General features: G+C 63.5%; 24 protein-coding genes. 9 read left to right on the top strand and 15 right to left on the bottom strand.

The annotated features are described in order from the left end of the window. Positions 1 to 31 precede the first annotated feature (31 nt). Entirely contained in the window at positions 32 to 1,660 is a 1,629-nt protein-coding gene (locus tag KFO72_RS17780; RefSeq protein ID WP_225032691.1) for an ABC transporter ATP-binding protein, read from the bottom strand. A gap of 317 nt (positions 1,661 to 1,977) precedes the next feature. Here KFO72_RS17780 and KFO72_RS17775 point away from each other — a divergent pair, with 317 nt between their 5' ends. Continuing rightward, a complete protein-coding gene (locus KFO72_RS17775; RefSeq protein WP_035990911.1) occupies positions 1,978 to 2,907 on the top strand; it encodes a LysR substrate-binding domain-containing protein in 930 nt (309 codons plus the stop codon). Positions 2,908 to 2,988: 81 nt separating this feature from the next. Here the strand turns inward: KFO72_RS17775 and KFO72_RS17770 are convergent, their stop codons facing one another. Then, positions 2,989 to 4,398, bottom strand: a complete 1,410-nt coding sequence (locus tag KFO72_RS17770; RefSeq protein WP_225032690.1) for an 8-oxoguanine deaminase — start codon at positions 4,396 to 4,398, stop codon at positions 2,989 to 2,991. A 622-nt stretch (positions 4,399 to 5,020) separates the two neighbouring features. On the opposite strand from KFO72_RS17770, the gene uraH reads away from it, so the two are divergent. Further along, entirely contained in the window at positions 5,021 to 5,374 is a 354-nt protein-coding gene (gene uraH / locus KFO72_RS17765; RefSeq protein ID WP_042313565.1) for a hydroxyisourate hydrolase, read from the top strand. Positions 5,375 to 5,602: 228 nt separating this feature from the next. After that, on the top strand, positions 5,603 to 6,796 hold the full coding sequence (locus KFO72_RS17760; protein WP_054934507.1) for a urate hydroxylase PuuD: 1,194 nt from the start codon (positions 5,603 to 5,605) through the stop codon (positions 6,794 to 6,796). Positions 6,797 to 6,914: 118 nt separating this feature from the next. On the opposite strand, the gene KFO72_RS17755 is transcribed toward KFO72_RS17760, so the two are convergent. The 11 genes from KFO72_RS17755 to KFO72_RS17705 form a co-directional block, all read right to left on the bottom strand. Further along, on the bottom strand, positions 6,915 to 7,283 hold the full coding sequence (locus tag KFO72_RS17755) for a VOC family protein (RefSeq protein ID WP_225032689.1): 369 nt from the start codon (positions 7,281 to 7,283) through the stop codon (positions 6,915 to 6,917). A 202-nt stretch (positions 7,284 to 7,485) separates the two neighbouring features. Next, a complete protein-coding gene (locus tag KFO72_RS17750; protein ID WP_225032688.1) occupies positions 7,486 to 7,998 on the bottom strand; it encodes an ureidoglycolate lyase in 513 nt (170 codons plus the stop codon). Beyond that, positions 7,995 to 9,008 (bottom strand): allantoicase, encoded by a 1,014-nt coding sequence (gene alc, locus KFO72_RS17745; RefSeq protein WP_042313548.1) that lies wholly within the window; start codon positions 9,006 to 9,008, stop codon positions 7,995 to 7,997. The genes KFO72_RS17750 and alc overlap by 4 nt, the downstream gene beginning before the upstream one ends. Before the next feature lie 66 nt (positions 9,009 to 9,074). Continuing rightward, positions 9,075 to 9,596, bottom strand: coding sequence for a 2-oxo-4-hydroxy-4-carboxy-5-ureidoimidazoline decarboxylase (gene uraD, locus KFO72_RS17740; protein ID WP_225032687.1), 522 nt, complete (start codon positions 9,594 to 9,596; stop codon positions 9,075 to 9,077). After that, positions 9,593 to 10,546, bottom strand: coding sequence for an allantoinase PuuE (gene puuE, locus KFO72_RS17735; protein ID WP_054934504.1), 954 nt, complete (start codon positions 10,544 to 10,546; stop codon positions 9,593 to 9,595). The genes uraD and puuE overlap by 4 nt, the downstream gene beginning before the upstream one ends. A 155-nt stretch (positions 10,547 to 10,701) precedes the next feature. After that, positions 10,702 to 11,559, bottom strand: a complete 858-nt coding sequence (locus KFO72_RS17730) for an aspartate/glutamate racemase family protein (protein WP_062915270.1) — start codon at positions 11,557 to 11,559, stop codon at positions 10,702 to 10,704. A gap of 85 nt (positions 11,560 to 11,644) precedes the next feature. Beyond that, entirely contained in the window at positions 11,645 to 13,141 is a 1,497-nt protein-coding gene (locus KFO72_RS17725) for an NCS1 family nucleobase:cation symporter-1 (RefSeq protein ID WP_054934502.1), read from the bottom strand. A 394-nt stretch (positions 13,142 to 13,535) separates the two neighbouring features. Continuing rightward, the gene (locus tag KFO72_RS17720) at positions 13,536 to 14,252 is read right to left on the bottom strand and encodes a GntR family transcriptional regulator (protein WP_225032686.1); all 717 of its coding nucleotides are present in this window, start codon (positions 14,250 to 14,252) and stop codon (positions 13,536 to 13,538) included. 327 nt (positions 14,253 to 14,579) lie between these two features. Next, the gene (gene ldcA / locus KFO72_RS17715; RefSeq protein ID WP_176052528.1) at positions 14,580 to 15,506 is read right to left on the bottom strand and encodes a muramoyltetrapeptide carboxypeptidase; all 927 of its coding nucleotides are present in this window, start codon (positions 15,504 to 15,506) and stop codon (positions 14,580 to 14,582) included. A 13-nt stretch (positions 15,507 to 15,519) separates the two neighbouring features. Then, positions 15,520 to 16,098 carry a tRNA adenosine(34) deaminase TadA gene (gene tadA / locus KFO72_RS17710; RefSeq protein WP_224101588.1) on the bottom strand — a complete coding sequence of 193 codons (579 nt, stop codon included), beginning with the start codon at positions 16,096 to 16,098 and terminating at the stop codon, positions 15,520 to 15,522. 80 nt (positions 16,099 to 16,178) lie between these two features. Further along, positions 16,179 to 16,580 (bottom strand): DnaJ family domain-containing protein, encoded by a 402-nt coding sequence (locus tag KFO72_RS17705; RefSeq protein ID WP_060602705.1) that lies wholly within the window; start codon positions 16,578 to 16,580, stop codon positions 16,179 to 16,181. A gap of 159 nt (positions 16,581 to 16,739) precedes the next feature. Between KFO72_RS17705 and KFO72_RS17700 the strand changes: the two genes are divergently transcribed. Continuing rightward, entirely contained in the window at positions 16,740 to 16,976 is a 237-nt protein-coding gene (locus tag KFO72_RS17700; protein ID WP_225032685.1) for a hypothetical protein, read from the top strand. Positions 16,977 to 17,152: 176 nt separating this feature from the next. Beyond that, entirely contained in the window at positions 17,153 to 17,827 is a 675-nt protein-coding gene (locus KFO72_RS17695; protein WP_060601232.1) for a glycine zipper 2TM domain-containing protein, read from the top strand. Positions 17,828 to 17,933: 106 nt separating this feature from the next. On the opposite strand, the gene KFO72_RS17690 is transcribed toward KFO72_RS17695, so the two are convergent. Beyond that, positions 17,934 to 18,752 carry a response regulator transcription factor gene (locus KFO72_RS17690; protein ID WP_054934497.1) on the bottom strand — a complete coding sequence of 273 codons (819 nt, stop codon included), beginning with the start codon at positions 18,750 to 18,752 and terminating at the stop codon, positions 17,934 to 17,936. Between the two features lie 184 nt (positions 18,753 to 18,936). Between KFO72_RS17690 and KFO72_RS17685 the strand changes: the two genes are divergently transcribed. Beyond that, a complete protein-coding gene (locus tag KFO72_RS17685; RefSeq protein ID WP_062915266.1) occupies positions 18,937 to 19,782 on the top strand; it encodes a carbon-nitrogen hydrolase family protein in 846 nt (281 codons plus the stop codon). Positions 19,783 to 19,952: 170 nt separating this feature from the next. Then, the gene (locus KFO72_RS17680; RefSeq protein ID WP_060601236.1) at positions 19,953 to 21,293 is read left to right on the top strand and encodes an APC family permease; all 1,341 of its coding nucleotides are present in this window, start codon (positions 19,953 to 19,955) and stop codon (positions 21,291 to 21,293) included. A gap of 64 nt (positions 21,294 to 21,357) precedes the next feature. On the opposite strand, the gene KFO72_RS17675 is transcribed toward KFO72_RS17680, so the two are convergent. Continuing rightward, positions 21,358 to 22,899 carry a tetratricopeptide repeat protein gene (locus tag KFO72_RS17675; protein ID WP_225032684.1) on the bottom strand — a complete coding sequence of 514 codons (1,542 nt, stop codon included), beginning with the start codon at positions 22,897 to 22,899 and terminating at the stop codon, positions 21,358 to 21,360. A gap of 272 nt (positions 22,900 to 23,171) precedes the next feature. Here KFO72_RS17675 and KFO72_RS17670 point away from each other — a divergent pair, with 272 nt between their 5' ends. After that, a complete protein-coding gene (locus KFO72_RS17670) occupies positions 23,172 to 24,383 on the top strand; it encodes a putative DNA modification/repair radical SAM protein (RefSeq protein ID WP_225032683.1) in 1,212 nt (403 codons plus the stop codon). Between the two features lie 15 nt (positions 24,384 to 24,398). After that, positions 24,399 to 25,859 carry a UdgX family uracil-DNA binding protein gene (locus KFO72_RS17665; protein WP_225032682.1) on the top strand — a complete coding sequence of 487 codons (1,461 nt, stop codon included), beginning with the start codon at positions 24,399 to 24,401 and terminating at the stop codon, positions 25,857 to 25,859.

The raw sequence follows: 25,859 nt of genomic DNA, 5'->3' as shown, positions 1-25,859 counted from the left end.
TTCGTAAGCACTTCAGTGCGTGCATCACATTTCATGCATGTGCCGGGTGCCCCGCGGACGGGGGTGCACCTTCCGGCGGTGTGCCCTCGCGGTCGCCGAACAGCCCGGCCATCCAGCGGCCGATTTCTTCCGCGTTGGTGTCGCCCGTCATGCGGGCCGGCGACATGCGCCCGCGCGCAATGACGGCGATCCGGTCGCAAATGTCGAACAGTTCCTCGAGTTCTTCGGATATCACCAGAATCGCGACGCCGCGCGCCGACAGATCCAGCAACTGCTGTCGGATGAACGCGGCCGCGCCGACGTCGACACCCCAGGTCGGCTGCGCGACGACGAGCACCTTCGGCGCCTGCAGAATCTCGCGGCCGACGATGAATTTCTGCAGATTGCCGCCCGACAGGCTCTGCGCGAGCGCGCCGTCGCCGCCGCAACGCACGTCGAACGATTCGATGCAGCGCTTCGCGAACGCGCGCATTGCGCCCGCGTCGATCCACCCCGAACGCACCATCTGTTGCCGATGCGCCGTCAGCAACGCGTTTTCCGCGAGCGACATGGCGGGCACCGCGCCGCGTCCCAGCCGCTCTTCGGGCACGAAGGCAAAGCCTAGCCGGCGACGCGCCGCCGCGCCGAGCTTGCCAGCAGGTTTGCCGCAGATCGTCACGGCATCGGCGCGATTGCCCTTGTGCTCGCCCGAGAGCGCCGCCAGCAGTTCCGCCTGACCGTTACCCGATACGCCCGCGATGCCGAATATTTCACCTGCATGCACGCTGAACGACACATCGGCGAGCGAGGTCCCGAACGGATCGTCGCTGGCAGATGAAAGATTTTTCACGTCGAGCAGTACATCGCCCGGTGTGTGCACGCGGCGCTCGTAATCGGGCAGCGAGTGGCCGACCATCAGCTGCGCAAGGGATGCATGCGTCTCTTCGCGCGGCGTCACGCGGCCTGTCACCTTGCCGCCGCGCATCACGGTAGCCGTGTCGCAGAGTTCCTGGATTTCGTCGAGCTTGTGGCTGATGTAAAGAATGCTGCAGCCTTCCGATGCGAGCCGCCGCAGCGTCCCGAACAGCTTGCGCACGGCTTGCGGCGTGAGCACCGAGGTCGGCTCGTCCATGATGAGCAGACGCGGATTCTGCAACAGGCAGCGCACGATTTCGACGCGCTGCCGCTCGCCCACTGTCAGGCTGTGCACGTGACGCTGGGGATCGATGTCCAGTCCGTACTCCGCCGACACTTCGCGGATGCGCTTTCCCAGTACCTTCAGATCGAATGGCTCGTCGAGCGCGAGCGCGATGTTCTCGCCGACCGTCAGCGTCTCGAACAGCGAGAAGTGCTGGAACACCATGCCGATGCCGAGCTTGCGCGCCGCGGCCGGGTTCGCGATCTCGACGAGCTGGCCTTCCCAGCGGATCTCGCCTGCATCCGGGCGCACCGCGCCGTAGATGATCTTCATCAGCGTGCTCTTGCCCGCGCCGTTTTCGCCGAGCACTGCATGAATTTCACCGGGAGCGACGATCAGCGTGACGTCGTCGTTCGCGCGAACTGCAGGATATTGCTTGCTGATGCCCGTCAGTGCGAGGCGCGCTGTGGCGCCGTCGCTACGGTTTGCGCCGTTTGCGTATGCGCTGCTGCCCGTCGGGCCGCCGTTAGGTGTGTCGCTCATGTTGTTCCGTATTACGCGTGTGGCCGGCGGCACGGAGCGTCGCTCGCGCGCTCCCCACTTGAGTCCTGCTCGAATCCCGTTTGAACGCCAGGTCAAATCCCGCTCGAAATTCCGGCCCCGGACGCGCGCGTCGTGCTACCGCAGCCGATCGACGATACCGAAATCGCTCCTCCCAGTCGAGCCGCCAAAATTCCCGCAGAGCCGCGCCGCAGCGTGGTTTGCGGGTATCCCACCCTTGACGGCTTCTTATCTCTATATTAAAACGCATATACCCCCAAGCCTGTTCGATCAGCCAGGACATATATTTCGGAGAAGTCATGAGTCAGCAACGCGAGGCGATCGACACCTACCTACTGCGCGTCTTGCACACCCTTCTGATGGAGCGCAGTGTCACCCGCGCCGCCGTCAAACTAAACCAGTCGCAACCCGCGATCAGCGCCGCGCTGCGTCGGCTGCGCGACATCACGGGCGACCCGCTTCTCGTGCGCGGCAAATCCGGCATGGTGCCGACCGAGTACGGGCTGCGCCTGCTCGAACCCGTGCAAAATGCACTGCGCGAAATCGAACGCATTAAATTTCAGCAACACAACTTCGATCCTGCGACGTCGATCCGCTGCTACCGGATCGGCTGCCCGGACTATCTGAACGTCCTGTTCGTGCCGACCGTCGTCGAGCGCTTCCGCCAGGCCGCGCCGAACGCGACACTCGAGTTCCACTCGCTCGGCCCCGCGTTCGACTACGAACTGGCGCTCGAGGACGGCAAGCTCGACATCGTGGTCGGAAACTGGCCGGAACCGCCCGAGCAACTGCACCTGTCCAATCTGTTCGTCGACCAGATCGTGTGCCTGATGAGCAACACGCATCCATTCGCAAAACGCGGCGGCCTGACGCTCGACCAGTATCTGAACGCACCGCATCTCGCACCGACGCCCTATTCCGTCGGCCAGCGCGGCGCGATCGACGTGCATCTCGCGCGCGAGCGCCTCAAGCGCCATGTCGTCGTCACGCTGCCCTACTTCAACCTCGCGCCGTACGTGCTGATCAAATCCGATCTGATCTTCACCACCACGCGCCTGTTCGCCGACTACTACGCGAAGTTCCTGCCATTGACCGTCGTGCCCGCGCCGCTGGATTTCCCGCCGATGCAGTATTACCAGCTGTGGCATGAGCGTGTGCACTACTCCGATGAAGTGCGCTGGTTGCGTAGCCTCGTCGCCGAAGCGACCAAGACTTTGATTGCGAAGTAGTTTTCCTTTCACTCACAGCATGCAAGGCACTAAGGTGCAGGCGACGGCTCCGCGCCGCCGCCCCGCTTTCATGCCACGCGTTCAGGCTGCACTTTCATACAGCGTCTGAGCGAGACGGTTATGCCGCTCGATCACCGGTCCGAGATCCACCGTGGTCAGCACGCCGTCCTTCACCACCACCTTTCCGCCAATCACGCCCGTCGAGACGTGCGACGGCGCACAGAACACCAGCGCCGCGACGGGATCGTGCAGCGCGCCCGCAAAGAGCGGTTGCCGCAGATCGAACGACACGAAGTCCGCCGCCATGCCGGGCGCCAGCGCGCCGATATCGTCGCGGTTCAGCACTTTCGCGCCGCCGAGCGTCGCGATCTCGAGCGCCTCGCGCGCAGTCATCGCATCCGGTCCGAAGCCGACCCGCTGCAACAGCAGCGCCTGACGCACTTCGGCGACCATCTGCGCGCCGTCGTTGGACGCCGAACCGTCGACGCCCAGGCCGACAGGCACGCCCGCGAGCCGCATCTTCTTCACGGGCGCGATGCCCGATGCGAGCCGCATGTTCGAACACGGACAATGCGCGACGCCGGTTCCCGTGCGCGCGAACAGCCGGATTCCGGCATCGTCGAGCTGCACGCAGTGCGCATGCCATACATCGTGACCAATCCAGCCGAGGTCCTCTGCATATTCTGCCGGTGTCATGCCGAACTTCTCGCGGCTATATGCAATATCGTTCACGTTCTCGGCGAGGTGCGTATGCAGCGACACGCCGTAGTGCCGCGCCATGGCCGCCGACTCACGCATCAGATCGCGGCTCACCGAGAACGGCGAGCACGGTGCAACGACGACACGCAACATCGCGTAACGCGCTTCGTCGTGGTATGTCTCGATCAGACGCTGCGTGTCTTTCAGAATGTCGGCTTCCTTCTCGACGACGGAGTCCGGCGGCAGGCCGCCGTCCTTCTGCCCGACGCTCATGCTGCCGCGGCTCGCATGAAACCGCATGCCGATGCGGCGTGCGGCGGCGATGCTGTCGTCGAGCCGGCTGCCGTTCGGATAGATGTACAGGTGATCGCTCGACGTCGTGCAGCCCGACAGCAGCAGTTCGGCCATCGCCGTGAGCGTCGACACCTCGATCATTTCCGGCGTGAGATTCGCCCACACCTTGTACAGGCTGGTCAGCCAGCCGAACAGCTCGGCGTCCTGCGCAGCGGGTATAGCGCGCGTCAGGCTCTGATACATGTGGTGGTGTGTGTTGACGAGGCCGGGAATCACCAGATGGCCCTTCATGTCGAGGATTTCGTCGGCTACGTCGGGCAGTTCATCCGACCGGCCGACCGCGACGATCCGGTTATCTTCGATATAGAGGCCGCCGTCGCGCAGCTCGCGCCGCTCGCCGTCCATCGTGACCAGCACATCCGCATGCCTGACGAGCATCGTCTTGCCGCGTTGGCCGCTCGTCCCGCTCGCGGCGGTTGAATTGGTTTGCATCGTCATTCGTTTCTCCAGTGCTGCCCTGTGTTGCCGCCGATGAGGCCGCTGCACGATGCTGCGCCCTCGCGCTGCTCTGCCGGCATGTAGCCGCTCAAAGCTGCATCGTTCTGCCGTCGCCGCAGCCTGCGGTTGTCCGGGCAAGTGCAAAAGTCGTTCGAACGCGATGTCGCCGGCACGCCACCGTGCCGTCGCGTCCGTTCGAACGCAGTTGGCCCGGTTACCCAGCGTGCTCCGCCGTCTTCGGGATGCGCAGCCGTGCCGCGCATGGACGTAACCTTCGGGCGACAAAATTACGCTGGCAACTCGCGCCATTGCGATACCGAAGTTCACGACGTGCATATAGTCGGTATTTTTGGCGCCGGTACGATCGGAACCGTGCGGCGCCGCCCGCCAAGCCTGCATCGGACTGCCTGTCCGATGGGCGGCAGCGGGGCGTCATGCGGTAGCGATTATCTTTCCTATCGCTGGCTCGCGGAGGTGAACAATGTTTCTACAATGGATGTCACGGCGCTCGCTTCAAACCGCCGACGGGTATGTAGCCACTGACGTGGAGCCTCGATCCGCCGCAACGTGTAATGGATCGGGCCGCCGCTGAAACCTCGCATCCACACAAGGACAATCGCGAATGGGCAAGCTCACTACCCACGTGCTCGACACGGCCAACGGCCGTCCCGGCGCCGACATCAAGGTCGAACTCTTTGCGCTTTCCGGCGACACGCGCCGTGCGCTCAAAACCACCACCACCAATCACGACGGCCGCTGCAACGAGCCGCTGCTCGAGGGCGATGCACTCGCCGTCGGCGAATATGAACTGGTGTTCCATGCCGGCGACTATTTTGCGTCGATCGGCACCAAAGTGCCCGAACCGCGCTTCGTCGATCGCGTCGTGCTGCGTTTCGGCGTTGCGGATGCGGGTGCGCACTATCACGTGCCGCTGCTGGTGTCGCCTTGGGCTTACAGCACCTATCGCGGCAGCTGACGCGAACGGCGTCGCGTGCAAGATCGTGCGCATGCGTGCATTTCGCAGATGACATGGAGACATTCGCGAAGCGCAAGCCAGAGACCCGTGATCGATCGGCACCCGATTTCATCCGATTGCCGTTGCATGCACTGATCCGATAGCGGACATGCACCGGCGCAACAACCCCGCATGCCGCGCAACACCCGAGATGCTGCGCGAACAACGAATCAGGAGTGGAGGAGTTTCATGGAAGGCTTTATCACCGACTGGCTGAATCTCGCGATTCGCTGGTTTCACGTTATCGCCGCGATTGCATGGATCGGCGAGTCGTTCTATTTCGTTGCGCTCGACAACAGCCTGAAGCCGCCCACCGACCCGAACCAGCGCCGGCGCGGCGTGTTCGGCGAGCTGTGGCATGTGCACGGCGGCGGCTTCTACAACATGCAGAAGTACACCGTCGCACCGCCCGAAATGCCCGATGACCTGCACTGGTCGAAGTGGCCGTCGTACACGACGTGGCTGTCCGGCTTCGGTCTCTTCACGGTGTTGTATCTGTTCGCACCGAACACGTATCTGATCGACAAGAACGTGCTCGACATGGGCCCCGTCGTCGCGATCTTCTCGGCGCTCGGGTTTCTCGCCGCAGGCTGGATCGTGTATGACTCGCTGTGCCGGCTGCTCGGCAACAAGGACAAGGTGCTCGGCATCTGCGTGGGCATCTATGTGCTGATCGCCGCGTTCCTCGCGTGTCACATTTTCGCGGGCCGCGCAGCGTATCTGATCATGGGCGCGATGCTCGCGACGATCATGTCGGCGAACGTGTTCTTCGTCATCATCCCCGGCCAGCGCAAGATGGTCGCCGCGATGCTCAAGGGCGAAACGCCCAACCCGATCTACGGCAAGCGTGGCAAGCAGCGCTCTGTCCACAACACGTACTTCACGCTGCCCGTCGTGTTCGCGATGCTGTCGAATCACTATGCGATGACGTACACGCATCCGTACAACTGGGCCGTGCTGGTCGTCATCATGCTGGCGGGCGCGCTGATCCGTCAGTTCTTCGTGATGCGTCATCGCGGCCAGGTGCTGTGGTATCTGCCGCTCGCCGGCATCGTGCTGATGTTCGGCGCGCTGTTCTGGACGATGCCGAAGCCCGTCGTTCCCGTGGCGGAAGCAGCGAACGCGCCCGTCGTGAAGACGGCCGACATCGTGCCCGTGTTGCAGCAGCGCTGCGTCGCCTGCCACTCCGCGCATCCGACGATGATGGGCAGTGCACCCGCTGGCGTGCTGCTCGATACGCCGGCAGAAATCTCGACGAACGCGCAGCGCATCTATCAGCAGGCCGTGACGCTGAAGGCGATGCCGCTTGGCAACGTCACGCACATGACCGACGAGGAACGGCAGAAGATCGCCGCGTGGTTCCAGGGCGGTGCGGTGAATTAACGAATGAGGTGTCGATGACGGGCGCAAGCCCGGTTCTTCGAGGTTAGCGGGCGGTTCGCGCAAGCGGCAGTCCGCTTTTTTTATTTCCGTGACGGCACGGCAGCATCACCACGCACGCTCAACGTCCCACGCGAAAGCCTCGACTGGAAATCGACACGGAATTGCCATCCGGGTCTTTTGCATTCGCAAAGCTGTAGCCGTCCGCGCGATGCGTCGCGCCGAATACGAGTCCTGCATCTGCGCAACGCGTCTTGAACGCTTCCACGTCTTCGACGTCGAACACCAGCTTGACGGTTGCTTGCCCTGCTTTGACGCCTTTCGCGGCAGGGTGAATCATCAGGATCGCGCCGCCGTGCGGCGGAGTCAGTTCGACGATACGGTCATCGTTATCGCGCGTAGACGTGAATCCGAAGTAGCGTTGATAAAACTCACACGCGCGTTCGACGTCCTTCACGTACAACAGAACCCGGTTCAGTGACGGTTGCATGTTTTCCCGTGGATAGATGTTTGCCTGCATATGATCAATGCCGCCCGCGATTCTGCGCGATTTCATACGGCACGCGCAACACGCACAACACGCACACCAAAGCAAAGGCCCATTGCGACTCCCGTCGCAATGGGCCTTTTTCAACCACAACCAGTCACACTACCAAACCGCGCAATTCGAACCTAAGCACAGCGCGCCAGACTCAGACGACCAGCGCATTCATCGCGTCTTCCGTCAACCACTGCGATTCGCGCAGATTCTGCTCATTGAGATTCAGCCCATCACCGCCACGATCGACGACGATGAAATCGCTCACCTCGCCCAACGCGAGCAGCGGATGATGCCACACGCCCTTCGCGTAGTTCACGCCTTGCCAGCCGCTCGTGACGAACGCGCGAATCATCGACTCATCCAGCTCGCCGGCAGGCGCCACGACAACCAGATAAGGCTTGTCGTTCAACGGAATGAACGCTTGCGAACCAAGCGGATGCCGCTCCATCATCGTGATTTCGAACGGCAGCGCGCGCGGCTGTCCGCGGAACAGATTGACGAGCGTGCGGCCGTTTTCATCCGTGACGTCGACCTTCGCGAGATCGTGATAACGGATCGTCGTGCCGAGATTGATCGGGATCTGCTTCGCACCTTCCAGCTCGATCACATCGCCGAACGGCGCGAACGCTTCGCGTGTCAGCGGTTCGATAGCGAGTGTCTTCATGATGCGAGCGTGCCCCACAAACGCAGACGCGACACGCCGCCATCAGGAATGATGTTGAAGCGGATATGCGTGACGGGACCGAGCGCCGCGATCTCGCTTTCGAAGAAGTGCTGCTTGTCCATCTGCAACTTCTGCTCGCCAAGCAGCACCGGCCAGAACATCGCCTGCGTGATCAGCGAACTATCGGTGCCGCCCGTCACATACGCCGCCTGGATCGAGCAGCGGTCCGGATAGTTGCCCTTGAAGTGCGCCGTATCGACTTCGATCTTCTTGATGACCCCGGGCTGCGCGAGCGCGACGATTGCCCAGTCGTTGCCCGGTTCGCGGCGACGGCGCGTTTCCCAGCCGTCGCCCATGTTGACGCCGCGGCCCGGCATCAGCAGCGTCGATGCGGCGCCGAAGTGCTGGTTGTTCGCGCCAACCAGGTAGGCGCCGTTTTCCATCGCGGCGAGGTCGAACAGATCGGTGCGACTCGCGCCCGCCCAATCGACCTGCGGCTGGCCGTACACGCGCAGACGCGCGATGCCGCCGTCCGGATAGATGTTCACGCGCAGGTGCGTGTACGCGTTCGTGTCGCCCACTTCGAGGTAGTGGTGGCTGTTACCTTGCAATGTGGTCGACGGGACGATCTCCGTCCATTGCGTCGACTGGTTCGGCGCGCCATCGACGACGCGAGCCGCTTCCACCGATGCCGCCGGCGGGAAGTTGCCCGTGAAATGGCTGGTATCGAGATCGAGGCCCTTGATGACGCCCGGACGCGCGAGCTTCACGACGCACCAGTCATAGCCCGTCGTGCGCTTGCGGCGCGTTTCCCAGCCATCCATCCACTTGCCGTGCTCGTCGTACTTGCCAGGAATGAAAACGGCCGGCTCCGGATTCAGCATGCGGTCTTTCGGCGCGAAAAAATCGTCGCTGGCTTCGAGCGCCTGTGCGCCAAGACGCGGGTCCGCGAGGTTCACGAAACGGCGCGTGAAGTCGGGTGCGTTGGGGTCGAGAATCGGGAGTGCCATCGTTGTCTTCCTTGCAGTCTGGTTGTTGCTTTGTAAATGCGTGAATGTGCGACGATATCCCAGCGATCAGGGGCTGATCAGATCGTCGAGACGAAAACGCGCAATGCGGTAGATCTGGTCGAGACTCGCGCGCAGTTCGTCGGCGCGGCTGTTGTTCACGCGCGCTTCGAAGTTCGCGATGATGCCGTGCCGGTCATAGCCGCGCACGGCGAGAATGAACGGAAAACCGAACTTCTCACGATACGCCGCGTTCAGGCGCAGCAGCTTGTCGAACTCTTCCTGCGTGCATTGACCGAGGCCCGCGCCGCTTTGCTCGCGCGTCGATTCAGCCGTCAATTCGCCACGCACGGCCGCCTTGCCCGCGAGCTCCGGGTGAGCGTTGATGAGCGCGAGCTGCTTCGCCTCGCCTGCCGTTTCGACGGCGTTCGACATCGTCTGATGCAACGCGTCGATGCTCGCGTACGGCCGCTGCGCCGCAGCCACTTCGGCGACCCACGGCGAATGCTCGAAGATGCCCGACAGCGCCGCGACGAACGCGTCGGTCGAGATGCTGCTGAGTTGGTCCAGTGTGTATTGCATCGCCTTCATGCCGCAGCCCCGCGGTTGTCCTGTTGTTGATAAGGATGATGCTCGCGCCAGTGACGCGCGATATCGACACGCCGTGTCACCCACACGCGCTCGTGCTTTTCGATGTGATCGAGAAACCGCTGCAGCGCGCGGAAGCGGCCCGGGCGGCCGAGCAGGCGGCAGTGCATGCCGATCGACAGCATCTTGGGCGCTTCGTCGCCCTCTTCGTACAGTACGTCGAATGCGTCGCGCAGATAGGTGAAGAAATGGTCCGCCGTGTTGAAGCCTTGCGGCGTGGCGAAACGCATGTCGTTGGTGTCGAGCGTGTACGGCAGGATCAGTTGCGGCACTTTCGCGCCGCCCGTCACTTCGACATCCATCCAGAACGGCAGGTCGTCGCCGTAGTTATCGGAGTCGTACAGAAAGCCGCCGTATTCGGCGACCAGCCGGTGCGTATTGGGACTGTCGCGGCCCGTGTACCAGCCGAGCGGCCGCTGGCCCGTCACGCGTTCGATCGCTTCCATGCCGAGGCGCATATGCTCGGCTTCGCGCTCCGGCGACATGTCCTGATAGTGAATCCAGCGATAGCCGTGACACGCAATTTCATGGCCCAACTCGACAAAGGTGCGCGCAAGCTCCGGGTGTCGCTCGATCGCCATGCCGACGCCGAACACCGTCAGCGGCAGGCCGCGCTTCTCGAACTCGCGCAGGATGCGCCACACGCCCGCACGCGAGCCGTATTCATAGATCGACTCCATACTCATGTGACGCGCCGGATACGACGCCGCGCCGACGATCTCCGACAGGAACTGCTCCGAGCCTGGATCGCCGTGCAGCACGCAGTTCTCGCCGCCCTCTTCGTAGTTGAGCACGAACTGGACCGCGACGCGCGCGCGTCCTGGCCAGTTTGCCTGCACGGGGTGGCGGCCGTAGCCGATCAGGTCGCGCGGATAGTTCGGATCGAATGACATGATATGAATGGCGCAGCGGTTGGCGTGAGCGTTGACAGGTACGCGCCGGCGGACGTCGTAAAAGCGGGAAAACACGCTACGGCAAGGCCGGCAGGGTTGAACCAGTGTAGCGAAAACACCCGGGTGCGCCCATACACCCGGGCAGATAGTGCATGTCAGACTGAGTGTATGTGCGGTGCAATATCGGCGGCGGGGTCAGCGCGTAGTGCACTCGAGTTCACTCGCAGCAGTGCTTCCCCGGCGGCTTGCCGGGCGGCAGGCGCCGCAGCTGGCTGCTCGCCCGTCGGGCTGAAGCGCGCGAACTCGCCGTCATAGCGCTTGGCGAGCGGACGCGCATAGTCGCCGCGCTTGGCCGTAGCCAGCCGCAGCGAAACCAGCGCTTCGACCCACTTCACAGCCGCCGTCACGCCTTCGACGACAGGTGCGCCCAGTGCGTCCTCGATCTCGCGGCACAGTTCGGCCATCCCTGCGCAGCCGAGCACGATCGCGTCCGATCCGTCTTCGTCGAGCGCGCGCCGGCATTCGTCGAGAATGATGCGCCGCGCGGACGAGCCGGGCTGATCGAGCTCGAGTACGGCGACATCCGTTGCACGCACGTTGCGGCAGAAGCGCTTCATGCCGTAGCGCTCGGCCAGATGCCACGCCATGCCGCAGGTGCGCGACAGCGTCGTGACCACCGAGAAGCCCGGCGCCAGCACGCTCGCCGCATGCATCGCCGCTTCCGCGATGCCGATCACCGGGCCGCGCGCCAGTTCGCGCGCCGCGTAGAGGCCAGGATCGCCGAAACATGCAATCACATAACCATCGAAGCCGTCACGCTCGCCCGCCTCGATTTCCGCGAGCAGCCCCGGCGTGGCGAGCGCCTCGTCGTAATAGCCTTCGATCGACGGCGGGCCCATCGTCGGGCTCACCGCCACCAGCTCCGTGCCCGGCGCCACGACGTCGCGCGCACAACGGCCCATGGCTTCCGTCATCCGTTGCGTCGTGTTCGGGTTGATCAGTTTGATACGCATGTCGACTCCTGTGTCGACGGGAGTTAGCGCTTTAGCGCTTACTCCCGTCCCATGCAAGATATTGCTTGCACGCTTTGATGAACTCTTATGCACCGCGCGGCAGATCGCGAGCCAATACACTGTAGAACACTGCACCGAGTCCCGCACCGATGAACCACGAGAAGTTCGCGAGAGCGTTCAGCGACGGCACCATCACGCAGATCACCGCGATCACTGCAGCCGGCAGCAAGGCACCGACTGCACGATAGTTCACGCCATTGCGATACCAGTACGAACCCTTTTCCGACACCGTGTACAGATCGTCGAGCACGATCTTCTGACGCTTCACTAGGAAGAAATCGACGATCAGGATGCCGTACAAAGGTCCGATGAAGCTGCCAAGCACGTCGAGCGTGTAATGGATCACTGCCGGGTTGTTGAACAGGTTCCACGGCGTGATGAAAATCGATGCCACTGCAGCGAGCATGCCGCCTGCACGCCAGCTGATGAGCTTCGGCGCCACATTCGAGAAGTCGAATGCAGGCGAAACGAAGTTCGCGACGATGTTGATGCCGATAGTCGCGATCGTGAACGTCAGTGCACCGAGAATCACGGCTGTCGGATAGTCGATGCGGCCCACCGTTTCGACGGGATCCGTAATGAGTTCGCCGAACACGGGCAGCGTCGCAGCCGTCGTGACGACCGTCACCAGTGAGAACGCGAGGAAGTTGACGGGCAAGCCCCAGAAGTTGCCGCGCTTGACGCTGCGGAAGCTCTTGCCATAACGCGAGAAGTCGCCGAAGTTCAACATCGGGCCGGAGAAGTACGAAACCACGAGCGAGATCGCCGTGATCATCACCGGGATCACTTCCATGCCGTGATACTTCACGCCGCCCAGGTTGATGCCGATGTTCTTCCAGCCCGCGCGCCAGATCATGTAACCAGCGAGGATGAACATCACCACGTACACGGCGGGACCGGCGAAGTCGATGAACTTCTTGATCGTCTCCATGCCGTTCCAGAACACGAGTGCCTGCAGCACCCACAGCAGCATGAAGCCGGCCCAGCCTATCGTCGACAGGCCCATGAAGCCGTGATGATGCACATCTGCGTAGGGCAGCAGCTGTGGAAAGAACTTGAGCACGACGATCACGAGCGCGCTCGACGCGAGATACGTCTGGATGCCATACCACGCAACCGCAATCAGGCCGCGGATCACAGCGGGAACGTTGGCGCCCAGCACGCCGAAGGTCGCACGGCACGCAACGGGATACGGCACGCCGTTCTGCTGGCTCGGCTTGGCGATCATGTTGCACAGCACGTTGACAAGCGTAATGCCGACGAGCAGCGCGATCAGCACCTGCCAGCTCGTCAGCCCGAGCGCGAAGAGACTTCCCGCGAACACGTAACCGCCAACACTGTGCACGTCCGACATCCAGAACGCGAAGATGTTATAGGCGCCCCACGTCTGATGCTTCAACGGCGCGAGGTCTTCGTTGTAGAGGCGTTCGCTGTAGCCTGCGGGCAGCGCGTGAGCGCCTTGTTCGCTGCTCTCGTAATCGGGGATTGCCGAACTATCCGGTGCTGCACTGAACTGAGCCATGGATTCCTCCAAAGATGGGAACGCCGACGGGAATCGACGAGCATTGCATCGCGTATGCCAGGCGCACGGCCGGCCCACTATGTGGCTGGCTCGCATGCGTATCGCTTACAGGTTGCCGCGGATGTCTCCGTACTTACGTACTTGTTTTGATGGCCCTGCGCACTTTCCGCGAATGCCTGCAGGGCTTCGCCGCGTGAGCGTGGCCGCCTGATGGGCGTCCCTCGCCGTACGGTCTTTCGGTCTCGACACGTGCCGGGTGCGGCGCGTACCGGATGGGGTAGCGATCGACGTTTGGGTCGACTTTCTGTTCAAGCTCCGTTCACTTCAGTGCAGCGCGCACCGCCAGCGAGCGCGGGCGTGCGTCAGGCTTGCACTTCGACAATCCATCAGCGTGTCAGCCGGCTGCGGCTCTGGGCGCGCGCGTGCCGAACACTTCGTGCAGATCGGTCCCACCGCTAGCCGGCCGATCCAGCATCTTCAACTCAACGCTCTGCAAGTGACGCGATATCAACGCGCCTGCTGTTTTTGCGTCGCCGGCGTCGAGCGCGGCGAGAATCGCTTCGTGGTCTTCGAACGAACACGGGCTGCGGCCCAGCGATTCGTACAGCGCCGAGATCAGCGTCGAGCGCGCGACCAGGCCGTTCAGGCAATCGCACAGCACCGTATTGCCTGTCAACGACGCGAGCTCCGTATGGAACTCGCCCGACAACCTGATCCACGCCGGAAAATCGCGCGATTCGAACGCCCTGCGCTCCCGAGCGATCATCCCGCCAATGTTCTTCAATCGCCGCGAGCCTTGGCTCGCGCAAATCTTGTCGACGACGGCCAGTTCGATGATCCGGCGCATCTCGAACACTTCATGCACTTCCTGCAGCGACGGACTCGCGACAAACGCGCCGCGGTTCGGCTCGAGGTCGACCAGGTGGTCAGTGGACAGCAGAGCCAGCGCCTGACGGATCGGTCCGCGCTTGACGCCGAATACTTCGCACAACTGGGCTTCCGTCAATTTCGCGCCAGGCGCGAGCCGATGCTCGAGGATCGCGGCGCGGATGCGCTCGGCGATCGCTTCGGGTTTCGTACTGCTCGCGGTTGCGTTGGGTGTCTCGGACATGATGAGCTTGCTGTTATGGGGTCCATCTTAGGACGGACATAAAGATTGTCAACAATTTTGCGGGTCGATTTACGACAATTCTGGTTTGGACTGCCGTGCTCAAAATGATCCCAAACCTGGCGAAGGCGTTGTCCCCACTCGTTTTCAGCGCATAGGCGCAGTTCGATCGCTCGCTGTCTTGCAGACTATTTTGTCAACAAAATCGGGGTTTGCGCTGACGTGACCGGACTAGGAGGTATCGGTTGAACTAGACCGTTAGTTGCATTCAATGCTGAAAAACAAAGGCGAGTGCCTCGCCTTCGCGGATGTGAAACGGGAACGCAACCTTCAGTCGAGCACGGGATGCCCCGAGACCGTCAGCTTGAACCCACGCGCGCCCGCGACGAGCCGCGCTTCGGCGCCGACGGGCAGCGTCACCATATCGGGAATATGGCCAAACTGAAGGCCCGTCACGATCGGAATGCCGATCACCGACCTCACCTGCTCGACCATCGCGCGCAGATCGTAGCCGTTGTCGTAGTCGAACGGCTTGCCGCCCGAGAAATCGCCGAGCACGAGCGCCTGTTGCCGCTCCAGAATGCCCGCGAGATGCAGCTGATAGATCAGCCGCTCGATCCGGAACGGCTGCTCGTTCACGTCCTCGACAAACAGGATGCCGCCTTCCACAGGCGGCATGTACGGCGAGCCGACCAGCGATGCGATCACGGCCAGATTGCCGCCCCACAGCGTGCCCGTCACGTCGACGGTTTGCGACTGGGGAGCCGTGCTGGAGATCGTGAACGTCTCCGAAGTCAGCGCGTGCCAGAAATGCTTCATCGTGAAATCGCTGACGCTTTCGGCGCCGAAGTCGACGGCGAGCATCGGGCCGCCGAAGGTCTTCACGTTCGCCTGCGACAGCAGCGCCAGCTGCAGCGCCGTGAAATCGCTGTGGCCGCAAAAGGCGATCGGCTGGTCGCCCAGGCGGCGCTGCAGGCCACGATAGTCGAGCCCATGCAGGAGCCGCACCGCGCCGTACCCGCCGCGCACGGCGAGCACGATATCGGGCAGTTCGCGCGATGGGTCCGCGAGACGATTGAGTTCAGCCGCGCGCTCGCCATCCGTGCCGGCGAACCGCTGAAAGCGCCGCTGCGTCGCGCTGACGTTCTCGACGTGATGCCCTTGCGCACGCAAGCGCTTCAGCGCGACATGAACCGCGTTCGGATCGTGTGGATAGCCGGAAGGCGCGATCAGTTCGATGGTGCGGTGCTTGGCCATATGAAGTGGCAAGTCAGTGGGTCGGGTTGGTGTCCGGGCGCGGATCGGCCGCGTCCGATGCATTGCTCGATGCGGCCGCAGCCCGCGCTTCCCGCGCGGCGCGCCGGCGGTCGGCGAAAAACGAGCGCAACGCGGCGCCGCACTCGTCTGCGAGCACGCCGCCCGTCACGGTCGTGTGATGGTTCAGTTGCGGATTCGCGAACGCATCGACGACGCTGCCGCATGCACCCGTCTTCGGGTCGCGCGCGCCGTACACGACGCGAGCGATGCGCGCGTGCATGATCGCGCCCGCGCACATCAGGCAAGGCTCCAGCGTCACATAGAGCTCGCATCCCGGCAGCCGGTAATTTTCGAGCTTCTGCGCGGCGGCGCGCAGTGCGGCCATTTCGGCGTGCGCCGAAGGATCGTGGCCGCCGATGGGATGATTGAACCCCTTTGCGATCACTTCGTCGCCGCAGACCAGCACCGCGCCGACAGGCACCTCGCCGGCGGCGCGCGCCTCTTCGGCGGCAGCCTGCGCGAGCGCCATGAAGCGGCGATCGCGTTCGCTAATGGGGGCGGGTTCGGGCGTGTCGGCGTTCGCATCGCTCACGTTCGAGCAGAGTGCGCCGCCTGAATCTTCAGATGAAACGGAAACGGCAGACGGCAAAACAGCCGGCGCGGGGCCGGTGTTCACGCCGGCCCCGCGCCGGCGGCCGGCTCGTCCGCGACCCGCTCGTACAGGCGCTCCGCGATCCGGCGGCAGTACTCGCGCGGCATCACCATCGGCCCGCCGCGCAGCGATTCCAGTGCCATATCGAGAGCCAGCATCTTCGCTTGCAGGCGGCAGCGGCTGTTGCGGTCGCTGACGGCATCCAGTTCGTTTTGCAGATCGCGCAGCGCTCGCAATTGTTCGACGGCGGGCGGCACGAAGCCCGCATTCTTCAGAATGCGGTTCGCTACTCGAACTTCCTCGGGCACCAGGGCGTCGTCATCGAGAACCTGCGGCGCGCCGGTTCCCGGCAAATCATCGAACTCGCCGCGCGCAGCCGCGGCGGCAATCCGTTGTTCGACAAGTGCATCAAGCAATTTCATTTGCAGTCCACTACGTTGCGGCTCTGACATTTTATCAGGACGCTGCGAAATGGATTTGTCAGACGCCTAGAGGACACACCCAAGATTAGGATTTATCGTATTTGCTGGCATTCCAGGCGCAGATATGGTTGTCGGCTTTTCAGATCTTCCGGCCCCGTCATGTCCCATCGAAATACCACTCCCGCCATCGTCTCGATTCAGCAGAAGCGCGCCGCCGCCCGCCGCTCGCGGATGCCGGGCGCGATTCGCCGCCGCGTCGGCTGGTACGCGACGATGTTTGTAACGGGCGTCGCACTGTCGCTGGCGTTGGCCGGCTGCGGCGTGTTTTGCAATGTCGGCGGGGGCAGCGGCGGCGTTGGCGGCAGCTGCGGCGTCGGCACCGGCTTTCGCTTCTGACTTCCCTTTTCACGCGATCGTCTGACCCACTTCCGGCCCGCGCCTCACTGTGTCGCCAGGCGTTTTTATCGGACGCGCAATTTACATACTGTTACGCAGGCCGCGCATCACGAGCGATGCGCGTTTCCCTATACTCGTCGCGGCCACACCCGGTGGCATCACGACAATCACGTAACATGACCCACACCCGTTTTGCTCGCCCTCTCGTTCGAACGACGCTGATCGCGCTCTGCGTCACGCTGCCGCTCGCCGGCTGCGTTGTCCCTGGCAATTCGCCGTATGGCGCGAGCTATGGCTCGACGTACGCCACGCAACCGGCCTACGCACAACCGGCGCAACCCGTCTATTCGCAGCCCGGCTACGTGCAGCAGCCGCAGTATCAGCAGCCTTATCAACAGCCCTATCAGCAGCCGTATGCGCAGCAGCCGCAGTATCAACAGCCCGGCTCCGATCAGTCAGACTGGCAAAACGGCCAGGCATATCAGCAGCCGCAACAGGGCTATGGCGAGCAATACGGTGTCGTCTCGTCGATCCAACCGCTTGCGAATCCCGGCGCCGTGACGGCGGGCGGTGTGGCGGGCACGGTGATCGGCGCGGTGGTCGGCGGCGTGATCGGCAACCAGTTCGGGCGCGGCCACGGACGCGATGCGGCGACTGCGATCGGCGTGCTGGGCGGCGCCGTCGCGGGCAACCAGCTGGGGCAGCAGGCGGGCGCGTCGTCGCCGGGCGGCTACCGCATTTCGGTGCAACTGAACGACGGCTCCGTGCGCGCTTTCGATGTCGGCTCACCCGGCGACTTGCATCCCGGTGATCGCGTGCGTGTCGCGGGCAACCGGCTCGACCGCTATTGAGCCGCCTGCGCCGTCACCAGACCACGAACTCGACGCACGCCCGCGCGGCTAGCACCGTGCGCCGCGCGCTGCTTCGATCACGAGCAATCGAAGCAGCGCGCGAAATTCACTCCGGTTCGACCGTTCTTCCCGGCTCGTAAAACATCGCAAACAGTTCGGACTGCGATCCGACGCCGAGCTTCGCGTAGATGTGCTTCTTGTGCGCGCGCACCGTTTCGAACGAGATCGACAGTTTCTCCGCGATCGCGCGCGACGAGAAGCCGCTTAGCGACAGCATCGCCACTTCGATCTCGCGCGCGGTCAATGCGCCGCGCCCGTTCTTGCCCGTCAGCATGCCGAAGCGCGCGTGCAGATCCGCCTCATCGTTCCCGGCCGCGCGCGGCTCTTCTTCGCCGACGAATTTCTCGAAGCGCAAGCGCTGCTGCATCAAAGCAAGCACCCACGGCGAATACAACGTGAGCAACGCGGTCTCGCGCTCGTCGTAACGGCTCGTCTTGCCGAGCGAGAAGCCCATCGTGTGATCGCGATCGATCACGACATTGAAATGCACCTCGTCGCCGACGATATTCTTCTTGAAGTAGCGCTGGTAGTACTCGGTCATCCGGAAGTTGTCGGGCGCAACGTCGGCGAGCGTGTAGAAGCCCGACGCCTGCGTTTCGAACGCGGCAAGATAAAACGGATCGAGCTGGTAGAGCGCGGCCAGATAATCCTGGAACATCAGGTCGATCTTGCCGTCGGGCATGGCCTGCTCGGCGAGCACGAGCGGCGCGGCATCGCGCTTGAAGCGCAGCGCAACCCAGCTGTCGAAACCGATGTGCCGTTCGAGCACCCGCGTCAGCCGCGCCCAGAAATGCGGACCATCGAGGGCGTCGATGGCCGAGCCGATCTCCCGGTGAAAAGCGAGATCTCGCCATTCGAAGTCCATCGTGTCCTCCGGTGAGGGTAACCCTCGTGGGTAATTTCAGGACAAAAATAATACCCTGATAATCGGCCTCACTACGAGAGCGGGCGGCGCACGCACCGTTCCGCGCGGCACGAGAATCGCAGGCAATACGGATGCGCGACGCACACCGCGCACCGCTGAAAGGCATCTGGAAGGAGGCAATACCATGCAGGTAGAACTGGCGCAACTCACGCTGATCGACGGCGACGTCGCGCACAACACGCGCAAGGTCGTCGAGACGATCGGAAGCGCCGACGCAGCGGGCGGCACGAAACTGATCGTGTTCCCCGAAACCACGCTGTCGGGCTTTCCGACGCGCGAGAACGTCGCCGACGTCGCGCAGACGCTCGATGGCCCCGCCCTGTCCGCCGTGCGCGACGCGGCCCGGCAACAGGGCGTGGCCGTCGCAGTGGGCCTCGCCGAACGTGACGGCAAGCAGTTCTACAACACGACCGTGCTCGTCGACGAACGCGGCGACATCGTGCTGCGCTATCGCAAGACGCATCTGTGGGCATCGGATGTAGGCGTGTTCACGCCGGGCGACCGCTTCGAGACCTGCACGTGGAACGGCCTGACGGTGGGCTTGCTGATCTGCTACGACATCGAATTTCCCGAATCGGCGCGCGCCGTCGCCGCGCTCGACGCCGATCTGCTGATCGTCACCAACGGCAACATGGACCCGTTCGGCCCCGTGCATCGACGCGCAATCACGGCGCGCGCAATGGAAAACCAGATGTTCGCGCTGATGGTGAACCGCTGCGGTTCCGGCGACGACAATCTGACGTTCCCCGGCCTCTCCGCACTGATCGATCCGTTCGGGGAAACCGTGCTCGAACTGGGTGGCGACGAGACGGTGACGAAGGCCACCGTCGATTTCAAGCGGCTCGAAGCGAGTCGCGAGCACTACAACTATCTGCACGACGCACGCGTGCCGCTTGGCCTCGTGCCCGTCGAACAGTCGAACGGCCATCGCGCGCTGATGGTCGAAGCGCGCCGCCGCCGCACCGACTGAACGCTTTTTTTAGCAGTCTGTCCGGACGCACCGCACGGGGCCGAGCGCGCCCTGCGCGGGCGCGCCCACGCCCGTCGAAATGCCAGCCGTACGGCGAGTGCCCGGCACCATAAGGCATCCAGAAGACATCCATATCGGCCATCGCTATCGGCCTGGCTTTAGGAGAAATCATGCAAGCGTCGTCATCCCATGAACCGTCGCACCTGAAGCGCACGCTCGGCTTGCCGTCCGTGTTGCTGTTCGGTCTCGCCTATATGGCGCCGCTGATCGTCTACGGCACCTACGGCGTACTCGCCAAGGCCAGCGACGACACAGCCGCCCTCGCCTATCTGCTCGCGCTGATCGCAATCGCCTTCACGGCGCTCAGCTACGGCAAGCTCGCGCGGCTCTTCCCCGTCGCCGGCTCGGCGTACACGTACACGCGCAAGACCTTCAACGCGCACCTGGGCTTCCTGATCGGCTGGGCGACGCTGCTCGACTATTTCTTCCTGCCGATGGTGATCTGGCTGATCGGCGCCGCGTATCTGAACGCGGCGTTTCCGCATGTGCCGTCGTGGATCTGGATCGTCGCGTTCATCGTGCTGACCAGCGGGCTGAACATCGTCGGGATCGAGCTGGCTGCGCGTTTCAATATCGTGCTGATGGTCGTGCAACTGGCGATCGTCGCGATGTTCGTCGCCTTGTGCTGGCACTATGCATCGGCGGCGGCCGGCCCGGGCGGCATCGCGATGGCCGAACCGTTCTTCAAGCCGCATGTGCCGCTCGGCGCGACGATGGCGGGCGCCGCGATTGCCGCCTATTCGTATCTCGGCTTCGATGCCGTGTCGACGCTGACGGAAGAAACCATCGATCCGAAGAAGAACATGCCGCGCGCCATCCTGCTGATCGCGCTGATCGGCGGCGCGATTTTCGTGATTGCCGCGTACACGATGCAGCTGGCGCACCCCGGCGTCGAGTTCAAGGACACGGACTCGGCCGCGTTCGAAGTCGCGAAGATGATCGGCGGCGATATTTTCGTGACCGTGTTTCTCGCGGGGCTGATTCTCGCGCAGTTCGCATCGGGCATCTCGGCGCAGGCGAGCGTCGGTCGTCTGCTGTATGCGATGGGCCGCGATGAAATCCTGCCGAAGCGTTTTTTCGGTTACATCCATCCGCGCTTCAAGACGCCGGCGATCAACATCGCGATTGCGGGCATCGTCGGATTGATCGCGCTGAAGCTCGATGTGGCCACGTCGACGTCGTTCATCAACTTCGGCGCGTTCCTCGCGTTCACGGCCGTCAACCTGTGCGTGATTCGCGTGTATCTGTCGGGCAATCATGGCGAGCGCAAGATCGGCCTGCTCGGCGGACTGGTGTTTCCGCTGATCGGCGCGGTGGCCGATATCTGGCTGCTCGCGAGCCTCGAAAAGACGGCGCTCGTGCTCGGCGCGGCGTGGTTCGTGCTGGGTATCGCGTATCTGTGCTGGATCACGCGCCTGTTCCGCCAGGCGCCGCCCGAAGTGGCGATCTGAACGGATAGCGTGCGAGAAAACGCGGCGCATACAATGCGCCGCGTTTCGCTTTGTGTTCTGCCATTTATGCGCGCGCCGGAAATTCCGCTTCCAGCGCGTCGATCAGATTCGACAGCACGTCGACCCAGTTGCCGCGCTCCGACTGATTGAAGAGCCGCATGCCGGGATACCAGGGGCTATCCGTGCGCTCACGCAGCCACCGCCAGCATCCTGCGTAGCGATTGAGCAGCCACACGCGCTTGCCCATCGCGGCGGCGAGATGCGCGACCGATGTATCGACCGCGATCACCAGATCGAGCGGCTCGACGAGCGCTGCCGTGTCGGCGAAATCCGCGATCTCGTTCATCCAGTCGGTCACGTTGCGACGGGGCACGCAAGCGAGTTCCTTCGACGCATCGTCTGCCTTCTGCAAGCTGATCCACTGTGCGCGCGGCCATGCAAGCAGCCGCTCGATCTGCGCAGGCGCGATGCTGCGCATCCTGTCCATATGCGCGTTGATCTTGCCGCCCGCCCACACCATGCCGATGCGCGGCACACCTTGCGGCGCGACGTCCGCGAGACGCGCGCGCCAGTACGCGGCGCGCTGCGGGTCGGCGCGCAGATAGCGCGACGGCGCCGAGCCGAGGTTCTGCAGGCCGATGCCGAGCGCCATCGGCAGCGAAAGCATCGGCGAATAGCAGTCCCAGTCGCGCCAGTCGGAGGGCACGTCGTCCACCAGTCGCAACTGCGGATAGCGCTCGCCGAACGAATCCTCGAAGAGCCGCCGCAGCGGCTTGGGGCAGTTGAAGCCGATTGTCGAGAAACGGTCGAGCGTGAGCGGAAAGAAGCGGCTGAACTGCAACGCATCGCCGAGTCCCTGCTCGTACACGATGAACAGCCGCGCGTCGCGTGTCGGGGCAGCGTCACCCAGCCATTGCGGCACGGGCCATTCAGCCGGCCGCGCGCCGCGCTCGCCGCGATTGTTGCCGAGCGCGGCCCAGCGATATTCGAAATGCGGCCATGCTTCTTCATATCGCCCGGCCGCAAGCATCATATGGCCGATATTGCTGCGCGCTTCGAGATTCGACGGATCGAGTTCATACGCGCGCCCGTGATGCACGATCGCCGCTTCGACGTCGCCGAGCGCGTTCAGCACGAGACCGAGGTTGTTGTGCGCGCCGGAGTGCGCCGGATTCGTTGCGATCACGCTGCGATACGCGTGCTCTGCCGCTTCCATGTCGTCGTTGAGTTGCAGCGCGACGCCGAGATTGAAGGCGAGAATCGACGTATCGATCGACACGGACGGCTCGCTGCGCGCGAGATCGAGGCCGCGTTGTGCGCTCGCCGCGCCCTCGGCGAGTGCGCCCGACCGAATCTGCACGACGCTCAGACTGTTGTAGAAGACGGGATCGGGCCGCACGCGCAGCGCCTGTTCGATCCAGTGCGCCGCGCCGTCCGGCTCTTTCGCTTCGAGCGCGACGAGGCCGCGCAGATGCAGCGCGGCGGCGTGCCCGGGATGCGCTTGCAGGACACCGTTCAGATATGCACGCGCCACGTCGTGGTCACCCGTGACAAAGGCTTGCTCGGCTGCCGCGTACCGCTCGTCGATATCTGGCTGGGATGTCATTCGATCATGTCCTTCACCGCGAAAAAACTGAGGCTTCGAACCGTCGATACGTCGATACGTCGATACGTCGATTCGGCCCGGCGGCGGCAATGATTGCACTGTGCCGCTGGCGAGCTGTGAAGTTATGTAACGGCAGAAGCCGACGTGATTCCGCTTATTCACTGAAAATAGGACAAAACCGCGACGGCCGCGGGGTTTGCGTCGATACATGCCTTGTAGACGACGCGCGACGGCGTAGAATACTGTACGTATATACAGTATCGTCGTCTGCCATGGAACTGCTCAAAAAGCTCGAAATACTCGCCGACGCGGCTAAATACGACGCGTCGTGTGCGAGCAGCGGCGCGCCGCAGCGCAGTTCGCGCGGCGCGGACGGGCTCGGCGCGAGCACGGGCGCGGGCATCTGCCACAGCTTCACGCCCGACGGCCGCTGCGTGTCGCTGCTGAAAATCCTGCTGACCAATTTTTGCCTGTACGACTGTCAGTATTGCGTGAACCGCCGGACGAGCAATGTGCCGCGCGCGCGTTTCACGCCCGAGGAAGTCGTGAGCCTCACGCTCGACTTCTACCGGCGTAATTACATCGACGGGTTGTTTCTCAGCTCCGGCGTGATCCGCTCATCGAACTACACGATGGAGCAACTGGTGCGCGTCGCACAGTCGTTGCGCGAAGTCCATCTGTTTCGCGGCTATATCCATCTGAAGACGATTCCCGACGCCGACCCGGAACTGATCGCGCAAGCGGGCCGTTACGCGGATCGCCTGAGCGTCAATATCGAACTGCCGACCGAAATCAGTCTGGAACGGCTCGCGCCCGAGAAAAGCGCGCGCACGATCCGCCTTGCCATGAGCTCGATCCGGCTAGCCAGCGACGAAGCCGGGAGCGACGCGAAAGCGCCGCGCTTCTCGCCGGCTGGGCAAAGCACGCAGATGATCGTCGGCGCGGACGACACCAGCGACAGCACGATCCTGCAAACGGCCGAAACGCTATACGGCGCTTACCGGCTCAAGCGCGTCTACTACTCCGCGTTCAGCCCCATTCCCGACAGTCCGACCGCGCTGCCGGCCCAGGCGCCGCCGCTGTTGCGCGAGCATCGCCTGTATCAGGCGGATTTTCTGCTGCGCGGTTACGGCTTTCGCGTCGACGAACTGTTCGACACACCGGGCAATCTCGCGCTCGACATCGATCCGAAGCTCGCGTGGGCGCTGAATCATCGGGAGCGCTTTCCCGTCGATCTGAATCGCGCCAGCGCACACATGATCGCCCGCGTGCCGGGCATCGGCATGCGTAACGCAAAGCGTCTGGTGGAACTGCGGCGCTCGCGGCGCATCCGCTATCAGGATCTCGTGCAACTGCGCTGTTCGATGGACAAGACGCGGCCATTCGTCGTAACAGCCGACTATCGTCCTGCACATGCCGACCTGTCGACGCAGCGCTTACGCCACGCGCTGACGCCGCCGCCGACACAGTTGTCGCTGCTTTGACGCGGGCGCGAGCGCATGCAGATCATCTCGATCGACGACGACTATCAGGCGTGGCGCGAAGCCGCGTTACAGGCCCTGGCGAGCCGCATGGCGCCCGAGGATATCGACTGGCGTGTGATTGCCGACGACGATCGCGCAGCCACGCCCGCCTTGTTCGACGATCGCGCGCGCGTGCCGCGCGCGGCAGTGGCGCCCGCCAAGGTGCGCATTTCTCGCGAACTCGGCGAACTGCTGAAGGACGCGGCATGCTATCGCGACACGGCACGCTGGGCGTTTCTCTACCGCGTGCTGTGGCGATGGCACGACGGTGACCGCTCGGTCGCGTCCGCCGCCGATTGCGACGGCGCGCGTCTGTACAAGATGGCCAAGGCCGTGCGACGCGCGAAGCACGACATGATCGCCTATGTCCGGTTCCGGCTGCGCGAGCCGGGCAACGATGTGCCTGCGCCCGATCAGCCCGAATATGTCGCCTGGTATGAGCCGGAACACGATGTGCTCGCGTGGTCGGCCGAACATTTCGCGCGCCGCATGGGTCGTTCGACGTGGCTCATCTCGACGCCCGATGCCGCCGCGTGGTGGGATGGCAAAAACTTGCGGCTCGAACACCGTCCTGCGTCATCCAGCGATCATTGCAGGCACACCGCCGATGAGGCCGAAGCACTCTGGCTCGCTTACTACCGCAGCACGTTCAATCCCGCCCGCCTGAACGAGACGGCGCTCGAACAGCACATGCCCGTGCGCTTCTGGAAAGGATTGCCCGAAGGCCACCTGATTCCGTCGATGATCAGTGAAGCGAAGAGCGGCGCGCAACGGATCGCGCAGGCTCGCGGCGTCGGCATGCTGGGCGGCAAGAGCGTGCCCGTCGATGCACATGACGCGCAACCGGCGCGTGCGCAGCCATCGACGCTCGACGCTTGCCGGCGCTGCGAGCTGTGGCGGCACGCGACGCAAGCTGTCGACGGCATCGGCCCCGACGACGCACGCATCATGCTGATCGGCGAGCAGCCCGGCGATCAGGAAGATCTCGCGGGCAAGCCGTTTATCGGGCCAGCCGGACGCTTACTCGATGTGGCGATCGAGCGCGCGGAGTTACGGCGCGAGCATCTTTATCTGACCAACGCCGTCAAGCACTTCAAGTGGATGCTGCGCGGCAAGCGGCGCCTGCACAAGACGGCGGCGCAGCAGGAGATCGAGGCGTGCGGCTACTGGCTCCAACGCGAACTGGAGCGCGTGACGCCTGCCGTCGTCGTCACGTTGGGCGCGACCGCTTTGACTGCGCTGCTGCGCGAGAAAGTCAGCTTGCGCGATTGGCTCGACCGGCCAATCGAGGTCGACGGCATGCGGGTGATCGCGACGTATCACCCGTCGTTCGCGTTGCGGCAGGAGCATGACGAGGCGCGCGAGCGCGTGCTGGATGCGATCGCTTCTGCGCTGGCGCGGGCGCGTGATCTGGCTGACGCAGAGCGGGAACGGTAG

The sequence above is a fragment of the Paraburkholderia sp. XV genome, assembly GCF_020177535.1.
Lineage (GTDB): Bacteria > Pseudomonadota > Gammaproteobacteria > Burkholderiales > Burkholderiaceae > Paraburkholderia > Paraburkholderia caribensis.
This window is presented reverse-complemented; position numbering and strand designations above follow the sequence as displayed.